The organism is Bradyrhizobium sp. 45 (assembly GCF_023073155.1).
GTDB lineage: Bacteria > Pseudomonadota > Alphaproteobacteria > Rhizobiales > Xanthobacteraceae > Bradyrhizobium > Bradyrhizobium canariense_D.
The window spans coordinates 16,198-37,541 of the sequence record NZ_JADPIX010000046.1 but is presented as its reverse complement, the minus strand read 5'-3'; the positions used below and the strand labels follow the sequence as shown (position 1 = coordinate 37,541).

Genomic DNA, 21,344 nt, shown 5'->3' with positions numbered 1-21,344 from the left:
CCTGACCAGCTCCGACGGAGCAATCGCTACCGGCGTGTCACTGGAGAGAGGAAGAATGGTAGCTTGACAACAAACCGCAATTAAAGGGCCGATTGACAACCAATTCTCCAGATGCTGATCGCAAGGCGCCTGAAGTTCGTCGTCATGCGAGGATCGAAATTCCGCTACCGTAGCGCTCGTCTGCATAGCTACAGCTTGGGCACGAAGCTCGAGGAAGACGAAGATCCGGAAGTCGCACCCGGCCCGCAGGGATAGCGCTAACGTGAGCGGATCGAGCAGGGCCTCGACGGCTTTAAGGCACAGCCGCTTCGAGGGACGGTCTCGCCCTGCTTGGTCTCAAGGTCTCGAACGAGAAATCGTCTGAACGCAGCCGAGCGCCTCCAGATCGTTCCTGCCGGCCAGGAGGTTGCTCCGTTGCTTCCTACTACCAGGAGACGCAAAGCGACAGCCGCGGCCATCCAGGCCGAGGTTGGGGCTCTCGAGAAACGTTCGCGGGTCGAGGAAGACCGGTGGGAAAAGCAAAGAGAGCGGCTGCAAGCCGTGCTGCGGCGTGCACGCGAGTAGGCTTGTTGCCATCACGGCGGCAGGGACGCCTTCGGGGTTCCGCTACTTGAGTAGGGCACCGGACCCGCAAGACCACACGCAGGCGCCAGGCCTTTGACATTACGTTCTCGGGCAGCATGCGGTCCGCTTAGGTTTGCGAGGACTTGCTGACCTCTGCTCAGCAGGAGGGGCATCGTGCCTTTACGTCACCGATCCCGTCCCCTGCGGCTGCCACCAGCCGACCCATGTTCGCAACCAGGACTTCGGATCGCGATCGAAGGCGGCGCGAGAAGCAAGGCACTCTTCGCCGCGCCGCGCCACGGAGAGTTCGTCCTTGTCAGGGAAGCGCAGACTGACTTGTGTGATGGCGCTTTGGAGTGCATGCGTCGGTTCATGACTGCCCAGCCAAACACCGTCTTTAGGCCGGCTAAGTCGCTATCCTTCACGGTCTTCGCGCTCGCACCGCCCTGCAGCCGATGATCCTTAAAGCGGACTATGTCCTCGGGCGTTACAAGGCCCGCCTCGTCATGCTTCAGGAAGGCCACAAGCTTCATCATCGTCTTCTGATAGCTCTCATAGGTACTCTGCTTGCGACCGGCGGCCTTCGCCTCCTTCCACCAATCCTCGACCAATGCCGATAGCGACCCGTTCGGGGCCCGAGGCTCTAAGCCTGCCTTTCCTCGTTCTGCAGCAGCGTTCCTTTGCGGGAATGGAATTGCCTGGGAATAGGGCGAGTAGTCGCCTTCACCTCCCGCCAATTTTGCCAAAAGTACGCTGGCACGTTGCATGGCCGCGCCGAGTGCGCGGGCCATGGTTCGGCGGTTCTCAAAATTGATAAAGATCCCGTTGGCCGTCAAATAGCCGTCAGCGGCATCCAAACATGCCTGTTCCATCCGGAAAATCTTGTCCTCTGGCAACTCCGGCGCGCCATCCAACACCCGCTGAGACGCAGCACGGATCTGCTCCCTGGTCTGTGGGGGGCCGAACAGCCGATCTCCGGCCACGACATCCCAACCGGTCTGTTGGCTTGGACTATTCCGGTACGTCTGTAGCCACTGGTCATAAGCGACGGCGGCAAGTTGATGTGCCTCACGTTCAGTCAGAAGTTTCGGCCCAGCGCGCAAGTTGGCCCACCGGGCCTCGAGTTCGGCAAGCGCCTTCGCAAAGCGCTGTTTGGCGTCGCCCGGATCGCGGGTTTGAAGGCTTACCTTCTCCTCGCGCTTGCCGACGATCTTGCGCAAATCGTCGGGAACAGCTTTTCGAAGCTGATAGATTCCAGTTTTGGGATGCTTCCACGGACGCGACATAGCCAACGGCATTGTACCACTCTTCTGTACCACTGAGGAGCGGGCAAGCCGTTGAATTTGCTAATTTGCTTTGGATTTCACGCTCTTAGAAGAGCGATGGTGCCCAGGAAAGGACTCTGACCTCCAAGTCATCGACCGGACACCACTCCGGTCGAATCGCGCCAGTCACGGCGGTCCGCGCCATGCCTGGCGCACCAAAAAAAGCCCGGCCTCCTCCGGAGGCCAGGCGAAAGTCACGCAGGAACGACGCTGCTTTACGCATCGCACCAGCTTTCGTCGGCAGGGAGGACTTACCGCCGATCGATCTTCGGCGAGGGCATTCGCCGTCAAACAAGGAGAAACGGATATCACTCCGCGCGAAATCTGGAGCCGTTTGCCTTCCGCTCCTGTCGGAAACTTCACGACTTTTCCACCACTCGCCCGCTGTCCGGTTGGGACGGCAGTGCCTTGACGGAGATGGGATCCTGCGCCGGTTTGGCTGCCGTGCCCTGAAACACAAGCGGCAGTTTGCCGTCGCACAGCAGCATTTGGTACGTCCCCAAAAACCAACAACGCTCGATTACCTCTCCCGAAGAGCGTGCCAGGGCCTGAATTTCGTATGACGTTCCGTAAGGACCGTAAAATAGATTGTTGTGATGAGACGCATCCACGCGATGGATAAATGAAAAAGTCGGGCTGTGCTTCGCGTCGAGCGTTAATGACGTCGCAATAGGACCTGATCGGACCTCGCCGGCATGCTGTCGGCCGTCGGGTCGAGAATCGAGCTTGTCGCCGGTTGTATGCGACCGCCTCCGCCGACGCCCGCCCGCATTCCGCGGCGCTGGGAACTTTGAAAGCTCCCAAGGACATCGTAAGCCCCCAAAGCGCGTGCATCTTGTTCACAAACGCGTTGGCGAAACGCTCCGGCCCATCATGGCTCGGCCCGCAACTCGCGTGCGGCGGCCACCATATTGACGAGCGCGGGACGCACCTCCTCCCACCTTCGCGTTTTCAGTCCGCAGTCGGGATTGATCCAGAGCTGCCGATCGGAAACTCGCTGCCGCGCCAACACAATCAGCTGCTTGATTTCCGCCGCTGCGGGAATGCGCGGTGAATGAATGTCATAGACGCCGGGCCCGATCTCATTTGGATATTTGTAGCTCTTGAAGGCCTCGAGCAATTCCATCTTAGAACGCGACGTCTCGATTGAAATGACGTCGGCATCCATTGCTGCGATCGCATCGATGATTTCGTTGAACTCGGAATAACACATGTGAGTATGGATCTGAGTTCCGTCGGCGACCACGGAGGAGCAAAGGCGGAAGCTGTCCACCGCCCAATCGAGATAGTTCTTCCACTGCGATTTGCGTAGCGGCAATCCCTCCCGCAACGCAGCCTCGTCGATCTGGATCATGGTCGCTCCAGCCGCCTCAAGGTCGATGACCTCATCTCGGATCGCGAGAGCGATCTGTCGGCATGTCTCGCGCCGCGAGATGTCGTCACGGACAAACGACCAGTTAAGGATGGTCACCGGTCCGGTCAGCATAGCCTTGACGGGTTTTTTGGTCAGAGACTGCGCATAGCGCCACCATTCAACGGTCATGGGCTTCGGCCGGGAGACATCTCCGAACAGGATAGGCGGACGAACGTACCGCGAGCCATAAGACTGAACCCAGCCATGCTTGGTGAAAGCGAAGCCCAACAGCTGCTCGGCAAAGTATTGAACCATGTCATTGCGCTCGAACTCACCGTGTACGAGCACGTCCAGGCCGATATCTTCCTGCCACTTCACGGTACGGGCTGTCTCCGCTTTCAGAAGCTGCTCGTACTGCGTGTCATTCAACGTTCCCCGCGCATGAGCCGCGCGCGCATTCCGGACATCGGCCGTTTGCGGGAAGGATCCGATGGTTGTCGTTGGAAACATCGGCAAAGCGAACGCGACGCGCTGGACGTCGGCACGCTGGGTGAACGCACTGCGACGGCGAAGCATGCTATGGTCGATCGCGGCGATTCGTCCGGCGACATTCGCATTGTGGATCTCGGGCGATGTTTCGCGGGTGACGGCTGCCTCCTCCGAAAGCGCAAGTTCATCGGCCACCTCGGCAGCATGGCCGGCCAGCGCTTTGCCCAATATCGAAAGTTCCTTGATCTTCTGAACTGAGAACGCCAGCCATGTCTTCAGATTGGGATCGAGATCGGTCTCTAGCTCAATGTCGATCGGAACATGAAGCAGCGAGCAGGAAGGAGCAATCTGAACACGGTGCCTGCCCAATTTTTGGACCATAGGAGCAAGTTGGTCGAGCAGCGCCGGAAGATTGGAGCGCCACACGTTCCGACCATCAACGACGCCTAGTGAGACCACGAGATCTCTACGGGTTGTGGCGACAATTGCGTCCAACTGGTCAGGTGCCCGAACCAGATCCACATGAAGCCCGGCAACGGGCAAGGCCAAGGTTGTTTCAAGATTGTCGCCGATAGCCCCGAAATATGTGGCCAGCATGATTTTAAGGGCCGGCACAAGCTTTGCGAAATGAGCATAGGCCCGGCGGACAGCCGCCCGCGATGCTTCGTCGACGTCCATCACTAGGCATGGCTCGTCCAGCTGAACCCATTCAGCACCGCGCGAGGATAGTTCGCGGAGAACATCGACATAGACTGGGAGGAGCCGATCGAGCAGCGACAGCGGATTGAATGCGGGATTTGCGCTTTTGCCAAGCTTCAGGAAAGTGACTGGGCCAACTAGGACGGGGCGCGTTTGGTAGCCGAGGCTTTTTGCCTCCTCATATTCCTCGATCGGCTTTCGAGAGGAATACTTAAAGATCTGATCCCGGTGAAATTCCGGCACCATGTAGTGGTAGTTGGTATCGAACCACTTCGTCATTTCCTGTGCGGCTACGCCAGGCCCATGCTGAGCGTGACCACCGTCCTGAGCGCCACGCGCCATGGTGAAGTAGGTCTTGAGCGACACAGGACCTTCGGTCCAGCCGTAGACGTCGGGAATGGCGCCGACCATTAGGCTGGTATCGAGCACATGATCGTAAAACGAGAAGTCATTCGAAGGAATGACGGTCGCACCGCGGGATTTCTGCCGTGCCCAATTAGCGGCACGAAGTCCACTCCCCGCCTCGAGGAGCTCGGCTTCGCTGGAGTTTCCCGCCCAGTAGCTCTCGAGCGCGACTTTGAGTTCGCGTCGTGGGCCGATGCGTGACGTCCCCAGTGTGGCAACGGGAAGCGAAAGAAAAGACATAGCTCAGACCCCATGATTGGGGCAAAGGCCATGGCGGACGCATGCAGCGAATATCGCGTGAGCGACAGCTGCTTGGCGCACACCGGGACACCCCGCCCGTGGACGATATATTGTCGAGGCAGGTCTCCTGGCTCGCGGGTCGTCGCTGCTGTCCGGCCTTCCCGAAGCCGCATGGCTTCAGTGACTTCGTTGGACAGCGGCTCGCCGCTTACAGTTGCGGGGGCAGCGCCGGCATTGCACCGGCTTCCCTCTTAGCTCCGGATCAAACGAATCCGAAGACCACGACGACTGGCATTAGGCGCACGAGGATCGATCCGTCAACCTACTAAGTGTCGCCGCGATATTGCCCAAGCGATTGCGAGCTGTACCAGCTAGGGCACAACGGTCTTACTCCCGGCCTGGTAACAACGCCTAGATCTGTGGAGCCTCCGCTTGTGAATGCGTCCGTCAACACCCGCTTGGCGTACTCGGATGAGCCAACGCAAGCAGAACGAACGCGATCGCGCTTCGACATCTGCGTGATCGCGACAAATCCGGTCTTTTGCAGCTTCTCGAACTCGCCCGCGAGGACGTTTGCGATCATCCTCGGCCGGCATCCGCTTGATCACAGCGCCATGAGGCTCCTTAGGAATTGTCAAGGCCGGATTGCTCCAGGATCAAACGGATGATCAGGCCGGACTGCCTGTGTTCGGCGGACCCCGCGACGAGCCGTGAGCTCGATCGCTCCGTCGCGTTGGTCAAGATGATCTCCTTCGGTGTGCCAAGCACTTACGTGCTGAGCGACTTTGGCCGCGCCTTCGTTGTTTCCGTCGCCGCTGGCGAGTAGTGCAGCCTGGACGTTGGCCTGCGCGGCATCGCAGGAACAGTTCCGGACGTCAGGATGCACGCTGACTTGCGGAAGCCTTCTGGACGCGGGCTGCTTATGTTGTCTTAGACGGGACACAGGTGTCAGGCACCGGACAGACCACAGCGCATTGCGGCGTGTCGGAATGGCCCTCGCACTCCGTACACTTTTTTGCATCGATAACGTAAATGTCGCGCTTGAGGCTGATCGCCGCGTTGGGACACTCGAACTCACATGCCCCACAAACGGTACATTGCGAAGCGACGATCTTGTAAGCCATGCCTTCCGACTCCTTAGGCGAGCGATGCCATTGGCGATCCCTTTCAAATGCCGTGCCAAGGACAGGCGCGCTCAATGATGGGCAACTTGCCCAATGGTGCTGTGCGGGGTCTGAGACCATGTTGCATCTGCGACAGCATGGGCCGCTTCAATATCAAGCCGTGCGAGCCCTCGGGCCCCTACTCCGATAGCCAGTCGCGACTCGACTGCTGCGAGCTTCCGTCGGTTTGTCTGGCATGGCAGCGCGGGGCCAAGCGACGCTCGACGATTCCCGAAACCGGCGGCGCGAGTAGAAGCCGCGAGCCGACGCACGTCTACGCCGGATGTCGGCAAACCTCCGGTCACACGCCCTGACCGGAGATTTTGTCCAAGCCGCGCTCACGCCTGCAACGTTAACTCCGCGGATTGACTCGCTGGAGGCTTGCCAAAAGGGCTTTGTGCTACAATAACCTTCGGCATCGCTTCGGAGGGAAATGAAGTTGGGCCGGGAGAAGCGATACTGGGTTTGCAAAGTGGCCGATTTAATTGCTGTCAGCCGCATGCCTGGTGCCGAGTAGGCATGGCCGCGCGGGCCAGCGCTGGTACGCTTTGCCTGGCTGTGCTCAGTCACTCCTCATGCAACTATTTTGGACGAAGTGGAACAGGGCTGAAAGATGACTGTGCAAATTGCTTCAGCGACATGGCCTTTCCGAACAGATGGCCCTGCGCAAGGTCGAAGCCGAGTTCGGTCACAGCGATCAGGTCGGCGTGGCTCTCCACGCCTGCGGCGACGGTGCGCACACTGTACTCTTTGGCTAGATCGACGATATGGCGGCACACCGTTCGCTTCAGGGGCCCATTTCCGCAACCGGCGACGTACTGCCGGTCCACTTTTAATTTCATGAACGGGAATTTTTCGAGCCCCATCAGCTGCGGCCAATTGGCGCCGATATTGTCGATTGCAAGGCCAATGTTGTGAAAGCGAACCTCACGCGCGACCTCGATCAGGAGATCTAGGTTCTGGATCGCTTCCTCGCTCTCGATTTCGATCGTCAAGCCGCCGAAAGCGGGGTGCGACGGCATGCGCTGACAGAGATCGCGTACCGCCTGCGGGTCAATCAGGAATGCTGCCGGGAGATTGATGGAGAGATCGGTCGAAGTTTGCTGCTCCAGAAGATACTTCCAATCCTTGATCGCGCGGTCGATCACGAACTGCGACAAGTCCCTAAAATGCGGATCGTGAGCCTCCGGGATGAAATACGCTGGTGGAACAACGCCCCAGGTCGGATGCCGCATTCGCACAAGCGCCTCGGCGCCGCGGCGGCTGAGGGTACACGGGTCGAAGTTCGGCTCATACCAAAGCTCAAGCCAGCCAGCGTGTAAGGCTTCTCCGACATGGACTGCGGGACGGGGCGCCGGCTCTCTGGGCAAGAGCATGGCGACCCGATCGCGCAGCGTCTCGGCTGCAAACGGCGTCCTCAGCGGCGGCAGCATATCAAGTCCATATTCGCCCCCGACCTGCTGCACTGCCGTCATGACGATCGACTCGCGGGCGCCGAATGCCAGCACTCTGCCTGCAAATTCTTCGCGTACGAGTATCTCGAGCAATCGTCCAGGCTCGATGCGATCCGAGCCAATGCCGAGCAGGATCAGATCAGGGAAGTCCGTGCAGAGTACGCGCGGCAGCTCGTCAGCAGTCCCGCATTCGCTGATCACAAACCCCATATCCTCTAGCACATCGCGTAGAAAGGCGCGCAGATGCCGCTTGCCCACGGCCACGCACGCTCGCGGCCGCACCTTACGCTGGCCGAAGATTACAGGTTTCCCTCCGACCAGTTCGGCCTGCCCATGCTCCATCGCAACCACTCCCCTTCCGTGAAGGTCCCTTAAACGAGGAGCGAAGGTCCAAACAAGCAGTGCTTGCCATTATCTTTCGATTCTTCGAGGTAAGCTTAAGATAGTGCATTAGCGTGCAAAATCTTTTCGCGATGTTGTTCGGACGATTTTGTCGGGCGCACGCGTATGATACCTGTCCCGGCTCGCGCAACTTTGTACGAGTGACGCACACGAGTGTGGGGAATCTCACCTTCGGACGCGCCGAGCTGATGCGCCCTATGCCACGGCGATGATCATGCTGCAAGATGTACTGAATCGACTCTCGTGAGTGATGATCAGCAATCACTCCTACGAAATGTTTGATCGGCATGGCCGGCCTGCCCACGCGCGAATGTGCCGTCTCGTGGATTCCCTATCTAGTCGAAGGAGATCCATCATGAGTTCGCAGCGGGTCAAGCCGCGGTCGATTCTGAGAACGGCAACAGCTTGCACTTACCTCACCTCTGTTGGTTATAGCGAGTGCGGACGTCCTATTCCCTATCGAGCTTGATAGTTTCTCTCAGTTGCGTTCTCTGTATCCTTCTGAACATGGATATCCTCAAGAGGGACTGGAGGGACTAACGTGACGGGTGTTCGTGTTGGCGCTGAAGCGCAAGACTTGCCCCACGGGGGCACGGCTTTGCGCAAAGGCGTGCCAGGAGATGAGAACGCGATCGTAGAAGCCGTCGGAAAGCTACTTTCTGAATTAGGTGGTCCCGGACCAGAGTTCAGCCTTGAAGGCGCAAAGCAGACTGCTTTGCGCCTGATTCAGGATCCCGAAGAGGGCTTCATTTTTGTCATCGAGGAACAAGCCACCGGGCAGATTTTAGGGATCGCTGCCATCTCCGCCGTACTGGCCGTGAGAGCAGCTGGAGCGTACGGCGTGCTTCAGGAGCTATGGATTTCTCGGGACTTCCGAAGCTCTGACCGCGGTGGGCATCTGCTCGAGGCGGTACATTCGGAGGCGAAGCGCCGAGGCTGGCAGATGATTGAGGTTGCGTTGCCCCCTGATGGCTATCCGGCCTTAGAACGGGTACGCGGTTTCTACGAGGAGAGGGGATATCGGGTTGGAGGATTGCGCGCGCGCAAGAGGCTATGACAGTACTGCGACGTCTGCTCCACACTTAAAAGCGCTCCTGGTCCTGTCACTAAAGACTTTCAAGGCAGAAAATCCTGCTGCTTGTTGCTTCTCAAAACGAACGCTCCAACGCGTGCGTCGCGGCCGAGGACAATCGAGAACCTCGGCGCTGATGCGGTGCTTACTCCCACTGCGAGCGGGTTACCTCTTCGACTTTTTTGGCGGGTATCCACCATCAAATCGTTCTTCATGGTGCGGAGCGATACGATGGTCTTGTCAAGGCTCGTGGACCGCGAGCGGAAACCTGCCCGGCTAGAAGGCGCGGAGCCAGGTCGGCGGCGGCCCGTTGCGGGCGAAGCCCGACCCAGCCTTACAAACGATAGCCGAGTGGTTCTTTCGTGCTTCCCACACGATGCCGCCAGTTTGGGATCACCGCACACAAATGCGATCCATTCGTCGCCAAGTCCAATGCCTCGGCAACTGGCAAGCCAATCATCTATGGGGCTTCTTCCTGCAACTTGATTCGGTGGACCGTCGCGTAAAGGGATTCGGTACCACGCTATCGCTCCTGCTGGCGAACGTTCAAGGAAGGTGACGAAATCAGCCATCAACACTGATCCGGTAGAGGATTCCGTAATGAGCAATGTGCCGTTTGCCGCGTCCAATACGAGGCTCGTGCAGGTCGCCCCAGCGCAGGACTTGATGCGGGCGATCGTTTCGCCGTTCGGCGCCATGATGAAGACGTGGCCGAGGGAGGCGAGCGCGACAAAGAGCCGCCCGTTTTGATCCATCGTCAGCCCGTCAGGACCGCTGGTCCCGAAGGACAAGCTGAACCGTCCCACCTTCGCAGCCCCGCCGTCACGCATCAACGGCACGCGCCCGCTGCTGTTGTCGCGCGTCATTGCAACGAACAACACGGCCTCGTCGGCGCTGAGCACCAGCCCGCTCGGGCTTGGCCAGTTCGAAATCAGGCAATCGAGCCGGCCGGCAGGACACAGTCGGACACCGAGCCGGTCGGATCGTGCACTCCAGTTCGCCCCTGATCGGTGAAATAGATGTCGCTGTTAGTCGCGGCATGCAGGTCGTTGCAGCCTCTGAAGGACTCGCAATTGCGGTTGCCCCAGAAGCGGGCTGATAGTATCCCGCTGCGGATCGAGCTCCATGAGGCCGTTCATGTAGTCGGCCACCAGCCCCCGGCCATCAGGTGCGATCTTCAGACCAATCGGCCAGCCGTCATATTCGATTATCAGAGACCAGATCCCGTCGCGCGAAATCCGGAAAATGCGGCCGAAGGGGATATCGACGACGTAGAGATCCCCGGACTTGTCGAACGACGGCCCCTCGATGAAACAATCCACCGATGGCCTCCGCGGTTGGCATCCGGCCCATTTCGAGGAAACACCACGGCGACGAAATTCCGCGGCATCGACGAGAACACGCGGGTCTCAGCCAGCTGAGGCGGCTTGTCGAGATACATCATGACGGGCCTCCCAGCGTGCGGCGCGGCTGTCCCTCATATTTGTAGCCAAACTGCTTGGGCATCGGTCCCTTGTTACGATCCTTGCGCCTGGTCTGTTCCCAGGCGTGGGCCAGGATTCCGACCGCTCGCGACAGGCAGAAGACGCCGCGCGCCAGCGGTGGCGCGAATCCGAGCTCGCCGTAAATGACCGCGGTCGCGCCATCAATGTTCATTGGGATGAGTTTGCCCTTGCGCTGCTGCATCACCCGCTCGATCGCGCGGGCGGCCTTGGCATAGTCGCCGCTGACACTGCCCTCAGCACTTGCGTCATCCACCAGCGCCAATAGCGGTGCGGCGCGGGGGTCGACCGAATGAAACCGGTGGCCGAAGCCGGGCAGATATTTGCCGCACCTTGCAGTGAAATGGTCAATTGCGGCGGCCGCGGCCTCGCCGATCTCTAGGCCATCGCGCCTCCGCAGCACATCTTCGTAGAGTTCGACCGCCTGCTCCCCTGCTCCGCCGTGCACCTCATCGAGTGTATTGATGGCGGACGCCATCGCACCATTCAGGGGCAGCCCACAGCTCACCGCCATCTGCGCAATTGCGATGGAGGGCGCGTGCGGACCGTGGTCAACGGACGCGACCAGCGCAGCTTGCAGCAGCCGCTCCTGCGCTGGCGTCGGCAGATCGCCGCGCAACATCAGCCAGATCATGGCGGGAAAGGAAATCCGGCCGATCAAATCTTCGATTGGATAACCCCGATAGGCGATGCGACCGGGCGCGATGTCGCAGATGGAGGTTCGCCACCAACGGGCCGCTTGCTGCCGCAATTCTTCTTCGCTCATTTGCGGTTCCGCCCCTTCAACCCTGCCATTGCCGATCGCCGCAAGCCGTCGAATATCATGATATTGGTCCGTCCGCGGCTACGCGGACGGGCAGGAAATCAGCGGCCCGTTGCTTTGGCGTCCCGACGGCCCGGGTTGAGACCAGCTGCTCGACCTCCGCATACGAATAGCCGAGCCGCTGCAGCCATCGCTCGGTGTCTGCTCCGAGCGTCGCAGGTGGTGAAGGCACCGAAAACTCCTCATCCAGCCGGAAGCCCGGCCGCATGATTCGTAACGGCTGCGCACCATCTTGTTCTGGGGCCAAAGTCTCGACGAATCCACGCTCGAGGAGCTGTGGCTGCTGCAAGATTTGGGAGACCGTCAGCACGCAGCCTGCGGGGACTCCAGCCAGATTCATTTGGGCCTCCCATTCTTCAGCGGGCTTGCAACTCAACGCCTGGTTCAACTCCGTGTTCAGCGCTGCGCGATGGACCTTGCGCATCTCGCGCTCAGCAAAGCGTGGATCCGTCTTCAGGTTCGGTCGGCCAATCAGGTCGCATAGGGCTTGGTACTGCTTCTGCTCGTTGGCGGAAATGTTCAGCGGGCCTGTTGCGGTGCGGAACGTGCCGGAGGGAGCCGCGGTGAAGTTCTCGTTGCCGATGGGCTGCGGTTCCACACCAGCGTTCAGGTGGTTGGAGACGACCCATCCCATCGCTGCAACGGTGGCTTCGAGCAGGGACACGTCAATGAACCGACCGCGGCCGCTATGCCGCTGTTCGACCAGAGCCGCGGCGATGGCAAAGGCAGCAGTGAGTCCCGCAATCGTGTCCGAGATTGGAAAGCCGGTGCGCAGGGGAGCCGAGGCCGTATCGCCAGTGACGCTCATGGCACCAGACAGACCCTGAACGATCTGGTCATAGGCCGGACGGGCGGACCATGGCCCGCTCTGCCCAAAGCCGGAGATCGCGCAGTAGACGAGACGCGGGTTGTGCCTGCTGAGCACATTAAAGCCTAGGCTAAGCCGTTCCATCACCTTCGGCCGGAAGCTTTCGAGCACCACATCGGCTTCCTTGACGAGTCGCAAGAATACCTCGCGGCCCGATTCCGACTTCAAGTCCAGCGCCACGGATTGCTTGCCGGCGTTCACCGCGACAAAAGAGAGGCCCTGCAAGCGCTCTGCCCTTTGCGGATCGGCGCCGAGGCGCCGCGCGAGGTCGCCGCCGTTCGGATTTTCGACTTTGATGACCTCCGCGCCAAGACGCGCGAGATGATAACCGCAGAACGGACCGGCCAACACGTTCGACAGGTCCAGGACGCGGATGCCGGTGAGCGGCAGAGACATCTGAAGACGCCTTCCTTTAGGTGATCCGATGGTGAGGGCTTGGCCGGCTGGCAGCTATTTCAGTTGTTGTGCGGCGCGTTCCGCAAAACGATTGGTGAAGGTTTTGTTCAAGTCGATCTTTGCGGCAGCAATTTTTGGATCAAAGTCGCTTAGGACGGCCAGCGGGACCTTGGCCGCCTCGATGTCCATCTGTCCGGTTGGCGAGAAGAGCGCTTTCGATGCGTTCATGATTTCGATATTCACCTCGCGATTGTCAGTCTTGTAACCAGGAGGAATCGTATCGACGAGCTGCTCCGTCGGCGTTGCGTTGATCCAGCGGTGAGTTTTGAGCAAGGCGTTGACCAGGCGCTGGACCGTTTCGGGATTTTTGTCGATGAAAGTCTGCTGAAGGTAGAGACACGCGGTCGGATAGGACCCGCCGAAGGCCTGCTTTGAGCCTTCGATCGTGCGCGCATCGAACAGCGCTGTCGCGTTCTTTTTGCGCGCGAGAAGCGTCGCGATGGGATCGAAATAGACCAGGGCATCGACGTTCATGGCCTCAAGCGCCACCATGCCCGGTGCGCCGCTGCCGACGGCAATGATGTTGACATCGCGTGAACCCAATCCTGACTTCTTGATGTAGTAGCGCGCCATACTCTCCGTCGATGACCCCGGCGCCGTGATCCCGAGCCTGAGCCCCTTCAGGTCGGCGCCGGATCTGACCTTGTCGGCGAGGTCGCTGCGGACACCGAGCAGGACGCCGGGAATGTCATTCAGCAGGAACACGCAGGAAATTTGCTTACCCAGCACCTGCATCTGAATGGTATGATCGTAAAAGCCGATAGTCCCGTCGACAGAGCCGCCGATCAGGGCCTGCAGAGCCTTTGAGCCACCGGCCTGGAAGTTCTCGACGGTAACGTCAAGGCCTTCTTCCTTAAAGGAGCCAAGCTTCACTCCAAGTTCGACAGGCATATAGTTGAGGATTTGTGACCCCACCGCGATCTTCAATTTTGTTTTCTCGGGCTCGATGGCATGCGCCAAAATGACCGAGAATGCGGCCAGCGCCACCACCGGCATCAATCTTATGGAAACGTGCATGCGAACCTCCATAATTGAGGGGAGAGCGTACGATCAGCTTTCGTGCGCAGGCGCCGGCCGCCAGACCAGGAGCCGCTTTTCCGCGCAGTCGACAATGGCATCGAGGACAACGACGAAGGCGGAGAGAACGATAATTCCTGCGAACACTCCGGTCGCATCGAGGACGCCTTCGGCCTGCGCAATTAAGTGCCCCAATCCTGCGGACGAGCCGAGATATTCCGCGACCACGGCTCCCATCACAGCCATGCCGACGGACACCCGCAGGCTCGACAAAATCCAGGTCGTGGCGGACGGCAGGTAGACGTGCCGTAGCAGGGACGACTTCGATGCACGCAGCAGGCGGGCATTCGCCAGCACGACCGGATTGACCTCGCGGACGCCCTGGAACGTATTGAAGAATGCGACGAATAGAACCAGCGTGACGCCGAGCGCAACCTTGGAGGTGAGGCCCAATCCGAACCAGATGACGAAAATGGGTCCAAGCAAGATCCGCGGGATGGCGTTGAACATCTTGATAAAGGGCTGAACGACTTCGGCAGCAAATGGGCTTAAGCCCAGCCAGATCCCAAGCGCTGTGCCGATCCCGATGCCAGCCAGGAACGACAGGACCGTCTCCAGCAATGTTATGCCAATATCGCCCCAAAAGTCCGCCGTCGACATCCACTCCCCGATCCTTACGACAAGTGTCGACGGTGCCGGAAAGAAGAAGGGATCGATCAGTCCGGCCCAGACGCCCAATTCCCAGATCAGGATCATGCCAAGCAGGATGGCGAACTGCGTGAGAGCGACCCTACCCCTGCGTGACATAGCTTTTCTCCACTTCGGCGCCGAGCAGCGACCAAATTTCACGATAGAGCGCGACGAATTCGTCGGTGGTCTGCAGCGCAGAAACATCGCGCGGACGAGGGAGCGTGATCCTGACGTCGGCAACCATGCGGCTGGCGGGACCGGCAGACATCACAACGACGCGGTCCGCCAGCGTGATCGCCTCATCGAGATCATGGGTGATGAAGATGAGCGAGCGCCGGTCCGCCTGCCAGAGGTCGAGCAGGATGCGGTGCATGAGTCGGCGTGTGTGAACGTCCAGCGCGGAGAACGGCTCATCCATGAGAACGATTTTGGGCTCCATGATGAGGGTTTGTGCCATCGCAACGCGCTTGCGTTGGCCGCCGGACAATTGATGCAGATAGCGCTCCTCGAATCCCTTCAATCCGACCTTGGCGAGCCAGGGCCGTGCCTGCTCGCGCGCTTTCGCGACCGACCTGCCCTGAAAGACGAGCCCGAGGCCGACATTGTCCTGGGCGGTCTTCCAGGGCAGCAGCCCTTCCTGTTGAAGCATGTAGCCGGACTTACCGTTCAGGCCCGTAAGAGACTTGCCGAAAATGCGAACGTCGCCGGCGGCGGGCTTCAGCAGTCCGGTGACAGTGTTGAGAATGGTCGATTTTCCGCAGCCGGTCGGCCCCACCACTGCAACGAATTCCGTCTCGGCCACCTGGAGGTTCATGCTTTTGACTGCCGTGAAGTCGCCGAAGCGAATCATGACGTCGTGCAAGTCCACGGCAAGTCCCGGCCGCCCCATTGTTTCGCTCCATAGAACTTGTTCTGAAACCTGGAACCGAGTAGCTCGCGTTCTCACGAGGAGTCAATCGTATTCTGGCGTGCAGGATTGTGCTCGCGCTAACTTGGGTGGACTCCTGGCGTCATTTTGACTATTGGTTCTGCAGAGCAGAACCAGAGGTAGCGATGGTAAGAACAGGCGTTGATGCGGTCGGGCGGGCACTGGCAATCCTTAAGGCATTCGACCCGGAGCGCGCCGCGATGACGCTGACGGAGATTGCGAATGCGACTGACCTCTACAAGAGCACAGTCCTTCGCCTTGCCGCATCTCTGGAGGCGGATGGCTTCCTGGTGCGGGGTACGAACCGGCTATTTCGACCCGGACCGGAGCTATGGCGCCTTGGGCCGCTCTATCAGCGCGGGCTCGACCTTGGTGACCTGATCAGACCCTCGCTCCATCGTCTGGTCGAGGCTACCGGAGAGACCGCATCCTTCTACATCGCGGAGGGCGACGAGCGCATTTGCCTTTATCGCGTCAATTCTCCGCGTTCGGTCCGGCATCACCTCGAAGAGGGTCACCGACTGCCGATTGACCGCGGCGCTGCCGGCCGTGTTCTTACCGCCTACCGCGATTCTGCATCAACTGATGGAAAGAAGGTCAGAGATCGTGGCTTCTACGTCTCGATCGGCGAGCGGGATCGTGAGGTCGCGGCCGCAGCTGTGCCTGTGATCGACGTTCATGGCCAATTGCGCGGCGCTCTCTCGGTCTCCGCCATTCGGAGTCGGTTTGATGCAGATGCTCGGAAGGCTGCGATTCTAGTTCTGAAGTCGGAGGCTAAAGCGCTGATCGGTCTGCTGCCCGCAAGCGAGCGCTGAACTACAATGGCAGCGTTCCGTTCATGACGCACAGCTCAGCGGGTGCCGCCCGGGCCTCTCCTAAGCGCAGCGTGCATTTTTACATTGTTGAGGAGCATCGGGGCGCGAATCGGCGAGGCGTTCTTTTGCAACAAGAATTTGGTGGTGGAAGGAATGCCCTGACAACGACAGAGCGTCTTGCAGTGGTGACGCCCCTGAAGCCGTTTTTGGAGTCGTCCAAGTGATCCCGCCGCAGATCATCCTCGAGCTCGACGCCACCCACCTGTACACGGGCATCAGGAGGGAGGCTTCTTCAAAGGCTACGCTGCTGGATATATGTGCTGGTGTTCTGGAGCCGGCATCTGCTGAGGGCCAAGCTGCGGCGCGCTGACATCGATGCAAGCGCGGCCAGAACGTTGCGCAGATTGTGCGGCCGTTCGACCCATTTGGCCACCATCTTCGGCGTGGTGTTGAACTGGCGCGCGGCGGCGTGCATTGCTCAGTGCCGTTTCCACACACCGCACCATGGCCTCTCGACCTTTCGGCGCTCCTTGAGAGCTTCTGGCAGGCTCGACATCCGCCTGATACGCCGCCTATCTCAGTCCGTCATCACCCAGCTTATTCAGAGATCGAAGTGATCGATGATGATCTCGGTCGTTCAGCCGCCGGCGGCTTACACACGCCGGCTTCGAGCGAATGGTAGCGGAGGTTTGCCTTGGTAGGGTTGGTGCGGTTTGCGCCGGCGAGGTCTCGCGCTTCGCTCGCAACAGTCGGGATTGGCAGCAACTCATCGAGATGTGCCGCGTGGCCGATACCGGCTCTGGTCGATCAGGAGACCATCTAAGCGCTGAGGCCTGGCAACGACCGCCTGCTGCTCCGGGTAAGGGGCAGCCTCAACGAGTACGAACCGGATCTGTTGCGCCAGCGCTCGCTCTCGGCACGCTGTGAGAAGGCGCTCCGGGGCGAGTTGGTTATGGCAGCGCCCGTCGGCTTCATGAAGCCCGGCGGCCGTTATGAGAAAGACGGATCGGCGTGTCCAGGATCAAGATGGTGTTCGACCAGGTCGAGGAACTGGGCGGATCGCGACAGGCGCGTTGCTGGCGCCACGGGTCCAATCTCGATCCCGGTGAAGCAGACCAACGGGGACACGGCCCGGCGGCGACCACACTACTCCGCCATCGGCAGGCTTAAACACCGGGATATGGTAGTTCGAGCGCATTGATGTGACGCGCTCGGGGTACGCGATTGCCGTTGCCGGTCTTGAGGCCATTGCGATTGAGGGGGCGGCAATGAGATCGTCGCTGGCGATCAGCACCAGTCGGCGCGCGGTTGGATGGTGTCGGCGGAGAGCATCACGCAACTGATGCCGCCGTTCTTTAGCTCTCTTGCCGGCCGCGGTTGCAGCGGCGATCGCCCCGGCCGACGACACCAAGCGGCGCTTCCTCGATCACCGCGCTGAACGATGCGGAGTTGCATGCCCTACACCGGCGTATTGACGGGCGATGGGACAACTGTTCGAAGCGCGACGCCCTGTCGGACGATAGCAGCGCAGACTGTCAGTCTTGAGACAAATGTCAGCAACTTGACGCTACACACCTCACGGAGTGCCTGCAGAGCTTCGAACTCTCTTCGGCACGAGGTTTGCTTTACTCAGTCATCATCATCACCACGCAGTGCGATGGTCTTCGGGAGGGCTCGGCGCATCGCCGTTAGCGTCTGGTCCGCCCCGACGTTTTGCTGCGGCGATAACTTAAGGGCGCTCGGTTGTCGACCGAGAAAATGCAGGGAAGGAAGTATTGGTGCGATCTGGAGTTTTTCTTTCGGGAGCCACAACAATTGCGCTCATCGCAACCGGTGCAGCCAATGCGGCGGACCTTGAGCCAGAAGTGAAAATGCCACCAGCGGTGTGGAGCTGGTCCGGAGGCTATATTGGCGGGCACGTCGGCGGTGGGTACGGCCGAACCTCCTTCCGTAATCCCTACGGTCCGTCAATCTATGGCGGCGTCGTCGATACCCCAGTGTTCCTCGCAGGAGGCCAGATCGGCTACAATTGGCAGAAGAACGGCTGGGTCTTTGGCGTCGAACTAGATGCCAGCGGCGCTGTCTCCGATGGCACAAATACTTGTCTGGCCGCCTCCGGCTTTGTTGTGAGCGCAAACTGCACGGCTGGTCCAAACCTCTTTACCACCGGGACCGGTCGCGTCGGTTACGTGTTGGACGCTCTCGGCCATACGCTGGCCTATCTCAAGGGAGGCGTGGCTTGGCAATACAATCAGGGCAACGTCCTCAATAACTACGAATTCAATGACCTCGGGCTGCAGAAGAAAACTCATTTCGACTATGGTCAGGTCGGTGGCGTCATCGGGCTGGGCGTCGAACAAGCGCTTACGCCTGCATGGTCGGTCAACGTAGAGTATGACTATCTGCATTTCGGTGGGCCAAGCGTCGCAACGCCTACGACGGTGCAGCTTCCGCCGTTCGCAATTCTTCCGGCGAACACAACGAGCCTGTCCAGCAGCTATCACATCGGAAAGATCGGGTTGAACTACCATTTTGGCGCCGATCCATGGGCGGCGCAATGGGCCGATGCGCCGCTGTATGCGAAAGCACCTGCCGGCGCGCCGCCGATTGCTTACACGGCCGGTTGGTCGTTCGAAGGCGGATCGCGGCTCTGGCTCAGCCGGGGACGATTCCAATGGGACGCCAGCGCTGTTCCCCATGGGATCGCTACTGGAGATCCTAACATTCTTGTATCAAGGCTCACCTACCATGGCCTCGACGGACTTTCCGGGGAATTATTTGGCCGTCTTGACAGCCCGTGGGGAGTGTTCCTGAAGAGCAACGTCGGCATCGGGCGCTTCGATAAAGGAAAGATGAACGATGAAGATTGGAGCCTCCCTCGCGGGGTCTCTTATAGCAACACGATATCGGGCCAGGCAAACGGAAGGTTCACCTATTATACGGTCGACGCGGGTTACGATTTTTTGCGCGGCGCCAACTACAAGCTCGGCGGATTTATCGGCTGGGCCTATTACGCCCAGAACTCCGATACGATGGCATGCATGCAGATTGCCAACCCCATGACACTATGCCCGGCGTCGGCTGATCAAATCATTGGCAGCCAGGATACGCAGTGGAATGCACCTCGCGTCGGCCTGAGCGCCGAAACCATGCTTACCGAGCGTTGGCGTTTAAGCACGGATGTCGCTTACCTGCCTTGGACCGATTTCGCTGGTCGCGACCACCATTTGTTGCGCCCGAGGACTACCTTTATTGATCATCGCGGGAATGGAGGCGGGGGTGTACAGGTCGAAGGCGTGTTGTCCTACTTCATCACCGATAATCTCAGCCTCGGCGTCGGCGGGCGCTATTGGGCAATGTGGACCCAAAAGGACAGCGAAGCGATATGCACAGGCTGTTATCCGGGAACCACTGCGGCTCAGTTTTCGAAGTTCAGCATAGAGCGCTGGGGTACGTTCTTTCAGGCCTCTTACAAGGTCAATTGAAAAGGCCCACCGTAGTCAAGCTCCAGACTCCAGCCTTCCTGGACGAGCATCCTGAAGCCGTACGCGTTTCCCTGGCAGAAGTACCTTGAACCGTCCGAGACGTTTTCGAAGCTGGAAGTCATTACCGGCGTGGCCCGCCCGGATTTACGGTGGAGTCCGCCGCCGAATAGTAGTGAGATACTGTCGAGCAGCTGATGGAATCGTGGGAGCGGCGCCAGGCTGGAATCGGCACCTTCAACAAGCCCCACAAAGATTTGCCTTTGTAAGTGTGACGGGTGAAAACAAGGTTCAATTCTGATCGACGGGCATTCGTAAGACGTACGGACTCATTCACTAGTAAAGAAAGGGCCGCCGCCGTGAACTTCGGCGGTGACCCACCTAGGCCTACGGTGCAGAAACTCCGGTCCGTCATCGGCCCGACTATCGAACTTGCAGCGAGATCACACTAATGGGGAAACCGTCCGCGTGTTTCTTTTGCTCCACGAACGCGCTCGACACCTATCGCGATGGCTGCCGTGCGATTGTTTTCACGTTTGCTTCGCGCCAAGACGCGCTCGAAAGCACGATCCAAAGTTGATACTCCCTACTCGTGACTTCCTCCTCCCAGAATAGTCGTTGGAAGCCCTGCACCCCATTCAAAGTAGCTGACCACGACACCGCCCGAGTTGCAGAGAATATGGGGATGAGAAAGATCTGCTCCTGATGGCCTTCCTACTGGCTATTTCGGGGTCGATGCCCGTTCCGGGCAGCCGGAACAAGCACGTCACACGGGATCGTCAGCAGCTCGCCTGGGTCTAGAGCAAGCTCGCTGGAGTGGCCATCCAGGCTACCTAGGAGGCAGCATGTCCGACCAGCTGTGGTATATCGAGCGCCGAGGTCGATAAAGCGCGCCCGTGTGATCTCTGACTCCGATCACTTTCGCTCGCATATTGTGTAGCTCGAGTGCGGTGATCGAACCGACATCTCCAAAGCCTTGAACAATACCGTGACAGATTCCTTCGGCATCAGCAGGCGGGTTCTTAGGTCGTCTGGTATCCTCGGGATAATTCGCGATCAGTTCGAATTGCTTTACGGCCATCTCAAACACTTGCCCAGTGCAGACAGTCACGATAGCTCCTGAGCCTGGATATGAAACGTCGGAATGCTTGTGCTTCAGAGCACCGAGCTCCCTGGTGCGTGTTGCGCGTTTCAGACGCGGGTGAGACAACTAGTCCAATCAGCAAGATTGCGTCTCGCGGTCACGCCAGAAATATCACCAATGCGATGAAAGCGAGATTGACCGAGGCGGCCACGACGGCCCAACAGCAAATCGTGGCAGGCGAAAATTCAAGAGCGTCCTGCGAAGTGTCGACCCAAAGCGGCGGCATTCAAGTCAGCTCCAAAGACGCGGGTTAAGAGACAAACCTGCATAAGCGCAGAAACCACCCACTCTGCTAAAGCCGAGCCTTTCGACCGCGCGTAGAGCCCTTGCCAGCCCGCCTGGCGAGCGGGAGCACATCGGCTATCGCTCGCCGAACTGCCCGATCCGTCCGCTAGGCGAGCCGGTGCGATCCGCGAGTGCGAGGAGCACGGCTGGAGGAAGGACCGCGCGGA

The 21,344-nt window shown here is 59.4% G+C and carries 17 protein-coding genes, 1 pseudogene and 1 riboswitch; of the genes and pseudogenes, 5 read left to right on the top strand and 13 right to left on the bottom strand.

Features of this window, described 5'->3' with window-relative positions; genetic code table 11:
• Window positions 1-749 precede the first annotated feature (749 nt).
• The 3 genes from IVB42_RS06480 to metE form a co-directional block, all read right to left on the bottom strand.
• Complete coding sequence (locus IVB42_RS06480) at window positions 750-1,862, bottom strand: DUF6538 domain-containing protein (RefSeq protein WP_247469909.1); 1,113 nt, start codon at window positions 1,860-1,862, stop codon at window positions 750-752.
• 386 nt (window positions 1,863-2,248) lie between these two features.
• Entirely contained in the window at window positions 2,249-2,377 is a 129-nt protein-coding gene (locus IVB42_RS41995) for a hypothetical protein (RefSeq protein WP_256464700.1), read from the bottom strand.
• 383 nt (window positions 2,378-2,760) lie between these two features.
• Entirely contained in the window at window positions 2,761-5,076 is a 2,316-nt protein-coding gene (gene metE / locus IVB42_RS06475) for a 5-methyltetrahydropteroyltriglutamate--homocysteine S-methyltransferase (RefSeq protein ID WP_247441660.1), read from the bottom strand.
• Between the two features lie 99 nt (window positions 5,077-5,175).
• Window positions 5,176-5,375, bottom strand: a riboswitch (cobalamin riboswitch).
• 365 nt (window positions 5,376-5,740) lie between these two features.
• Here metE and IVB42_RS06470 point away from each other — a divergent pair.
• Window positions 5,741-5,902 carry a hypothetical protein gene (locus tag IVB42_RS06470; protein ID WP_247391690.1) on the top strand — a complete coding sequence of 54 codons (162 nt, stop codon included), beginning with the start codon at window positions 5,741-5,743 and terminating at the stop codon, window positions 5,900-5,902.
• A 94-nt stretch (window positions 5,903-5,996) separates the two neighbouring features.
• Here IVB42_RS06470 and IVB42_RS06465 read toward each other — a convergent pair whose 3' ends face one another.
• Window positions 5,997-6,200 carry a 4Fe-4S binding protein gene (locus IVB42_RS06465; protein WP_083926370.1) on the bottom strand — a complete coding sequence of 68 codons (204 nt, stop codon included), beginning with the start codon at window positions 6,198-6,200 and terminating at the stop codon, window positions 5,997-5,999.
• A gap of 620 nt (window positions 6,201-6,820) precedes the next feature.
• The gene (locus IVB42_RS06460) at window positions 6,821-8,035 is read right to left on the bottom strand and encodes an EAL domain-containing response regulator (protein WP_247441662.1); all 1,215 of its coding nucleotides are present in this window, start codon (window positions 8,033-8,035) and stop codon (window positions 6,821-6,823) included.
• A 601-nt stretch (window positions 8,036-8,636) separates the two neighbouring features.
• Between IVB42_RS06460 and IVB42_RS06455 the strand changes: the two genes are divergently transcribed.
• Window positions 8,637-9,152 (top strand): GNAT family N-acetyltransferase, encoded by a 516-nt coding sequence (locus IVB42_RS06455; RefSeq protein WP_247441664.1) that lies wholly within the window; start codon window positions 8,637-8,639, stop codon window positions 9,150-9,152.
• A gap of 59 nt (window positions 9,153-9,211) precedes the next feature.
• On the opposite strand, the gene IVB42_RS42230 is transcribed toward IVB42_RS06455, so the two are convergent.
• The 7 genes from IVB42_RS42230 to IVB42_RS06425 all read right to left on the bottom strand — a co-directional run bounded on the left by IVB42_RS42230 (window position 9,212) and on the right by IVB42_RS06425 (window position 15,412).
• Window positions 9,212-10,072: an SMP-30/gluconolactonase/LRE family protein gene (locus tag IVB42_RS42230; protein WP_346348256.1), complete on the bottom strand. Its 861-nt coding sequence runs from the start codon at window positions 10,070-10,072 to the stop codon at window positions 9,212-9,214.
• A 123-nt stretch (window positions 10,073-10,195) separates the two neighbouring features.
• Window positions 10,196-10,489, bottom strand: coding sequence for a hypothetical protein (locus IVB42_RS42225; RefSeq protein ID WP_346348251.1), 294 nt, complete (start codon window positions 10,487-10,489; stop codon window positions 10,196-10,198).
• A 118-nt stretch (window positions 10,490-10,607) separates the two neighbouring features.
• Complete coding sequence (locus IVB42_RS06445) at window positions 10,608-11,435, bottom strand: citryl-CoA lyase (RefSeq protein ID WP_018454574.1); 828 nt, start codon at window positions 11,433-11,435, stop codon at window positions 10,608-10,610.
• Window positions 11,436-11,490: 55 nt separating this feature from the next.
• A complete protein-coding gene (locus tag IVB42_RS06440) occupies window positions 11,491-12,756 on the bottom strand; it encodes a CoA transferase (protein WP_018454575.1) in 1,266 nt (421 codons plus the stop codon).
• 54 nt (window positions 12,757-12,810) lie between these two features.
• The gene (locus IVB42_RS06435; RefSeq protein WP_247441666.1) at window positions 12,811-13,833 is read right to left on the bottom strand and encodes an ABC transporter substrate-binding protein; all 1,023 of its coding nucleotides are present in this window, start codon (window positions 13,831-13,833) and stop codon (window positions 12,811-12,813) included.
• Between the two features lie 33 nt (window positions 13,834-13,866).
• A complete protein-coding gene (locus tag IVB42_RS06430; protein ID WP_247283999.1) occupies window positions 13,867-14,640 on the bottom strand; it encodes an ABC transporter permease in 774 nt (257 codons plus the stop codon).
• On the bottom strand, window positions 14,624-15,412 hold the full coding sequence (locus tag IVB42_RS06425) for an ABC transporter ATP-binding protein (RefSeq protein ID WP_247441668.1): 789 nt from the start codon (window positions 15,410-15,412) through the stop codon (window positions 14,624-14,626). The genes IVB42_RS06430 and IVB42_RS06425 overlap by 17 nt, the downstream gene beginning before the upstream one ends.
• A 164-nt stretch (window positions 15,413-15,576) precedes the next feature.
• Here IVB42_RS06425 and IVB42_RS06420 point away from each other — a divergent pair, with 164 nt between their 5' ends.
• The 3 genes from IVB42_RS06420 to IVB42_RS06410 all read left to right on the top strand — a co-directional run bounded on the left by IVB42_RS06420 (window position 15,577) and on the right by IVB42_RS06410 (window position 19,751).
• Entirely contained in the window at window positions 15,577-16,266 is a 690-nt protein-coding gene (locus tag IVB42_RS06420; protein ID WP_256470500.1) for an IclR family transcriptional regulator, read from the top strand.
• Window positions 16,267-16,583: 317 nt separating this feature from the next.
• Window positions 16,584-16,883 carry a hypothetical protein gene (locus IVB42_RS06415; RefSeq protein WP_247411991.1) on the top strand — a complete coding sequence of 100 codons (300 nt, stop codon included), beginning with the start codon at window positions 16,584-16,586 and terminating at the stop codon, window positions 16,881-16,883.
• 1,161 nt (window positions 16,884-18,044) lie between these two features.
• Window positions 18,045-19,751 carry an outer membrane beta-barrel protein gene (locus tag IVB42_RS06410; protein WP_247469911.1) on the top strand — a complete coding sequence of 569 codons (1,707 nt, stop codon included), beginning with the start codon at window positions 18,045-18,047 and terminating at the stop codon, window positions 19,749-19,751.
• A gap of 445 nt (window positions 19,752-20,196) precedes the next feature.
• Here the strand turns inward: IVB42_RS06410 and IVB42_RS06405 are convergent.
• Window positions 20,197-20,733, bottom strand: a pseudogene (locus IVB42_RS06405) (glutamate dehydrogenase); the annotation flags it as partial.
• Window positions 20,734-21,344: the final 611 nt, after the last annotated feature.

Coding starts and splice junctions, on each gene's coding strand:
- IVB42_RS06480 (WP_247469909.1), bottom strand. CDS start 1,862: ATGCCGTTGGCTATGTCGCGTCCGTGGAAGCATCCCAAAACTGGAATC.
- IVB42_RS41995 (WP_256464700.1), bottom strand. CDS start 2,377: ATGCTGCTGTGCGACGGCAAACTGCCGCTTGTGTTTCAGGGCACGGCA.
- metE (WP_247441660.1), bottom strand. CDS start 5,076: ATGTCTTTTCTTTCGCTTCCCGTTGCCACACTGGGGACGTCACGCATC.
- IVB42_RS06470 (WP_247391690.1), top strand. CDS start 5,741: ATGATCAGGCCGGACTGCCTGTGTTCGGCGGACCCCGCGACGAGCCGT.
- IVB42_RS06465 (WP_083926370.1), bottom strand. CDS start 6,200: ATGGCTTACAAGATCGTCGCTTCGCAATGTACCGTTTGTGGGGCATGT.
- IVB42_RS06460 (WP_247441662.1), bottom strand. CDS start 8,035: ATGGAGCATGGGCAGGCCGAACTGGTCGGAGGGAAACCTGTAATCTTC.
- IVB42_RS06445 (WP_018454574.1), bottom strand. CDS start 11,435: ATGAGCGAAGAAGAATTGCGGCAGCAAGCGGCCCGTTGGTGGCGAACC.
- IVB42_RS06440 (WP_018454575.1), bottom strand. CDS start 12,756: ATGTCTCTGCCGCTCACCGGCATCCGCGTCCTGGACCTGTCGAACGTG.
- IVB42_RS06435 (WP_247441666.1), bottom strand. CDS start 13,833: ATGCACGTTTCCATAAGATTGATGCCGGTGGTGGCGCTGGCCGCATTC.
- IVB42_RS06430 (WP_247283999.1), bottom strand. CDS start 14,640: ATGTCACGCAGGGGTAGGGTCGCTCTCACGCAGTTCGCCATCCTGCTT.
- IVB42_RS06425 (WP_247441668.1), bottom strand. CDS start 15,412: ATGGGGCGGCCGGGACTTGCCGTGGACTTGCACGACGTCATGATTCGC.
- IVB42_RS06420 (WP_256470500.1), top strand. CDS start 15,577: ATGGTAAGAACAGGCGTTGATGCGGTCGGGCGGGCACTGGCAATCCTT.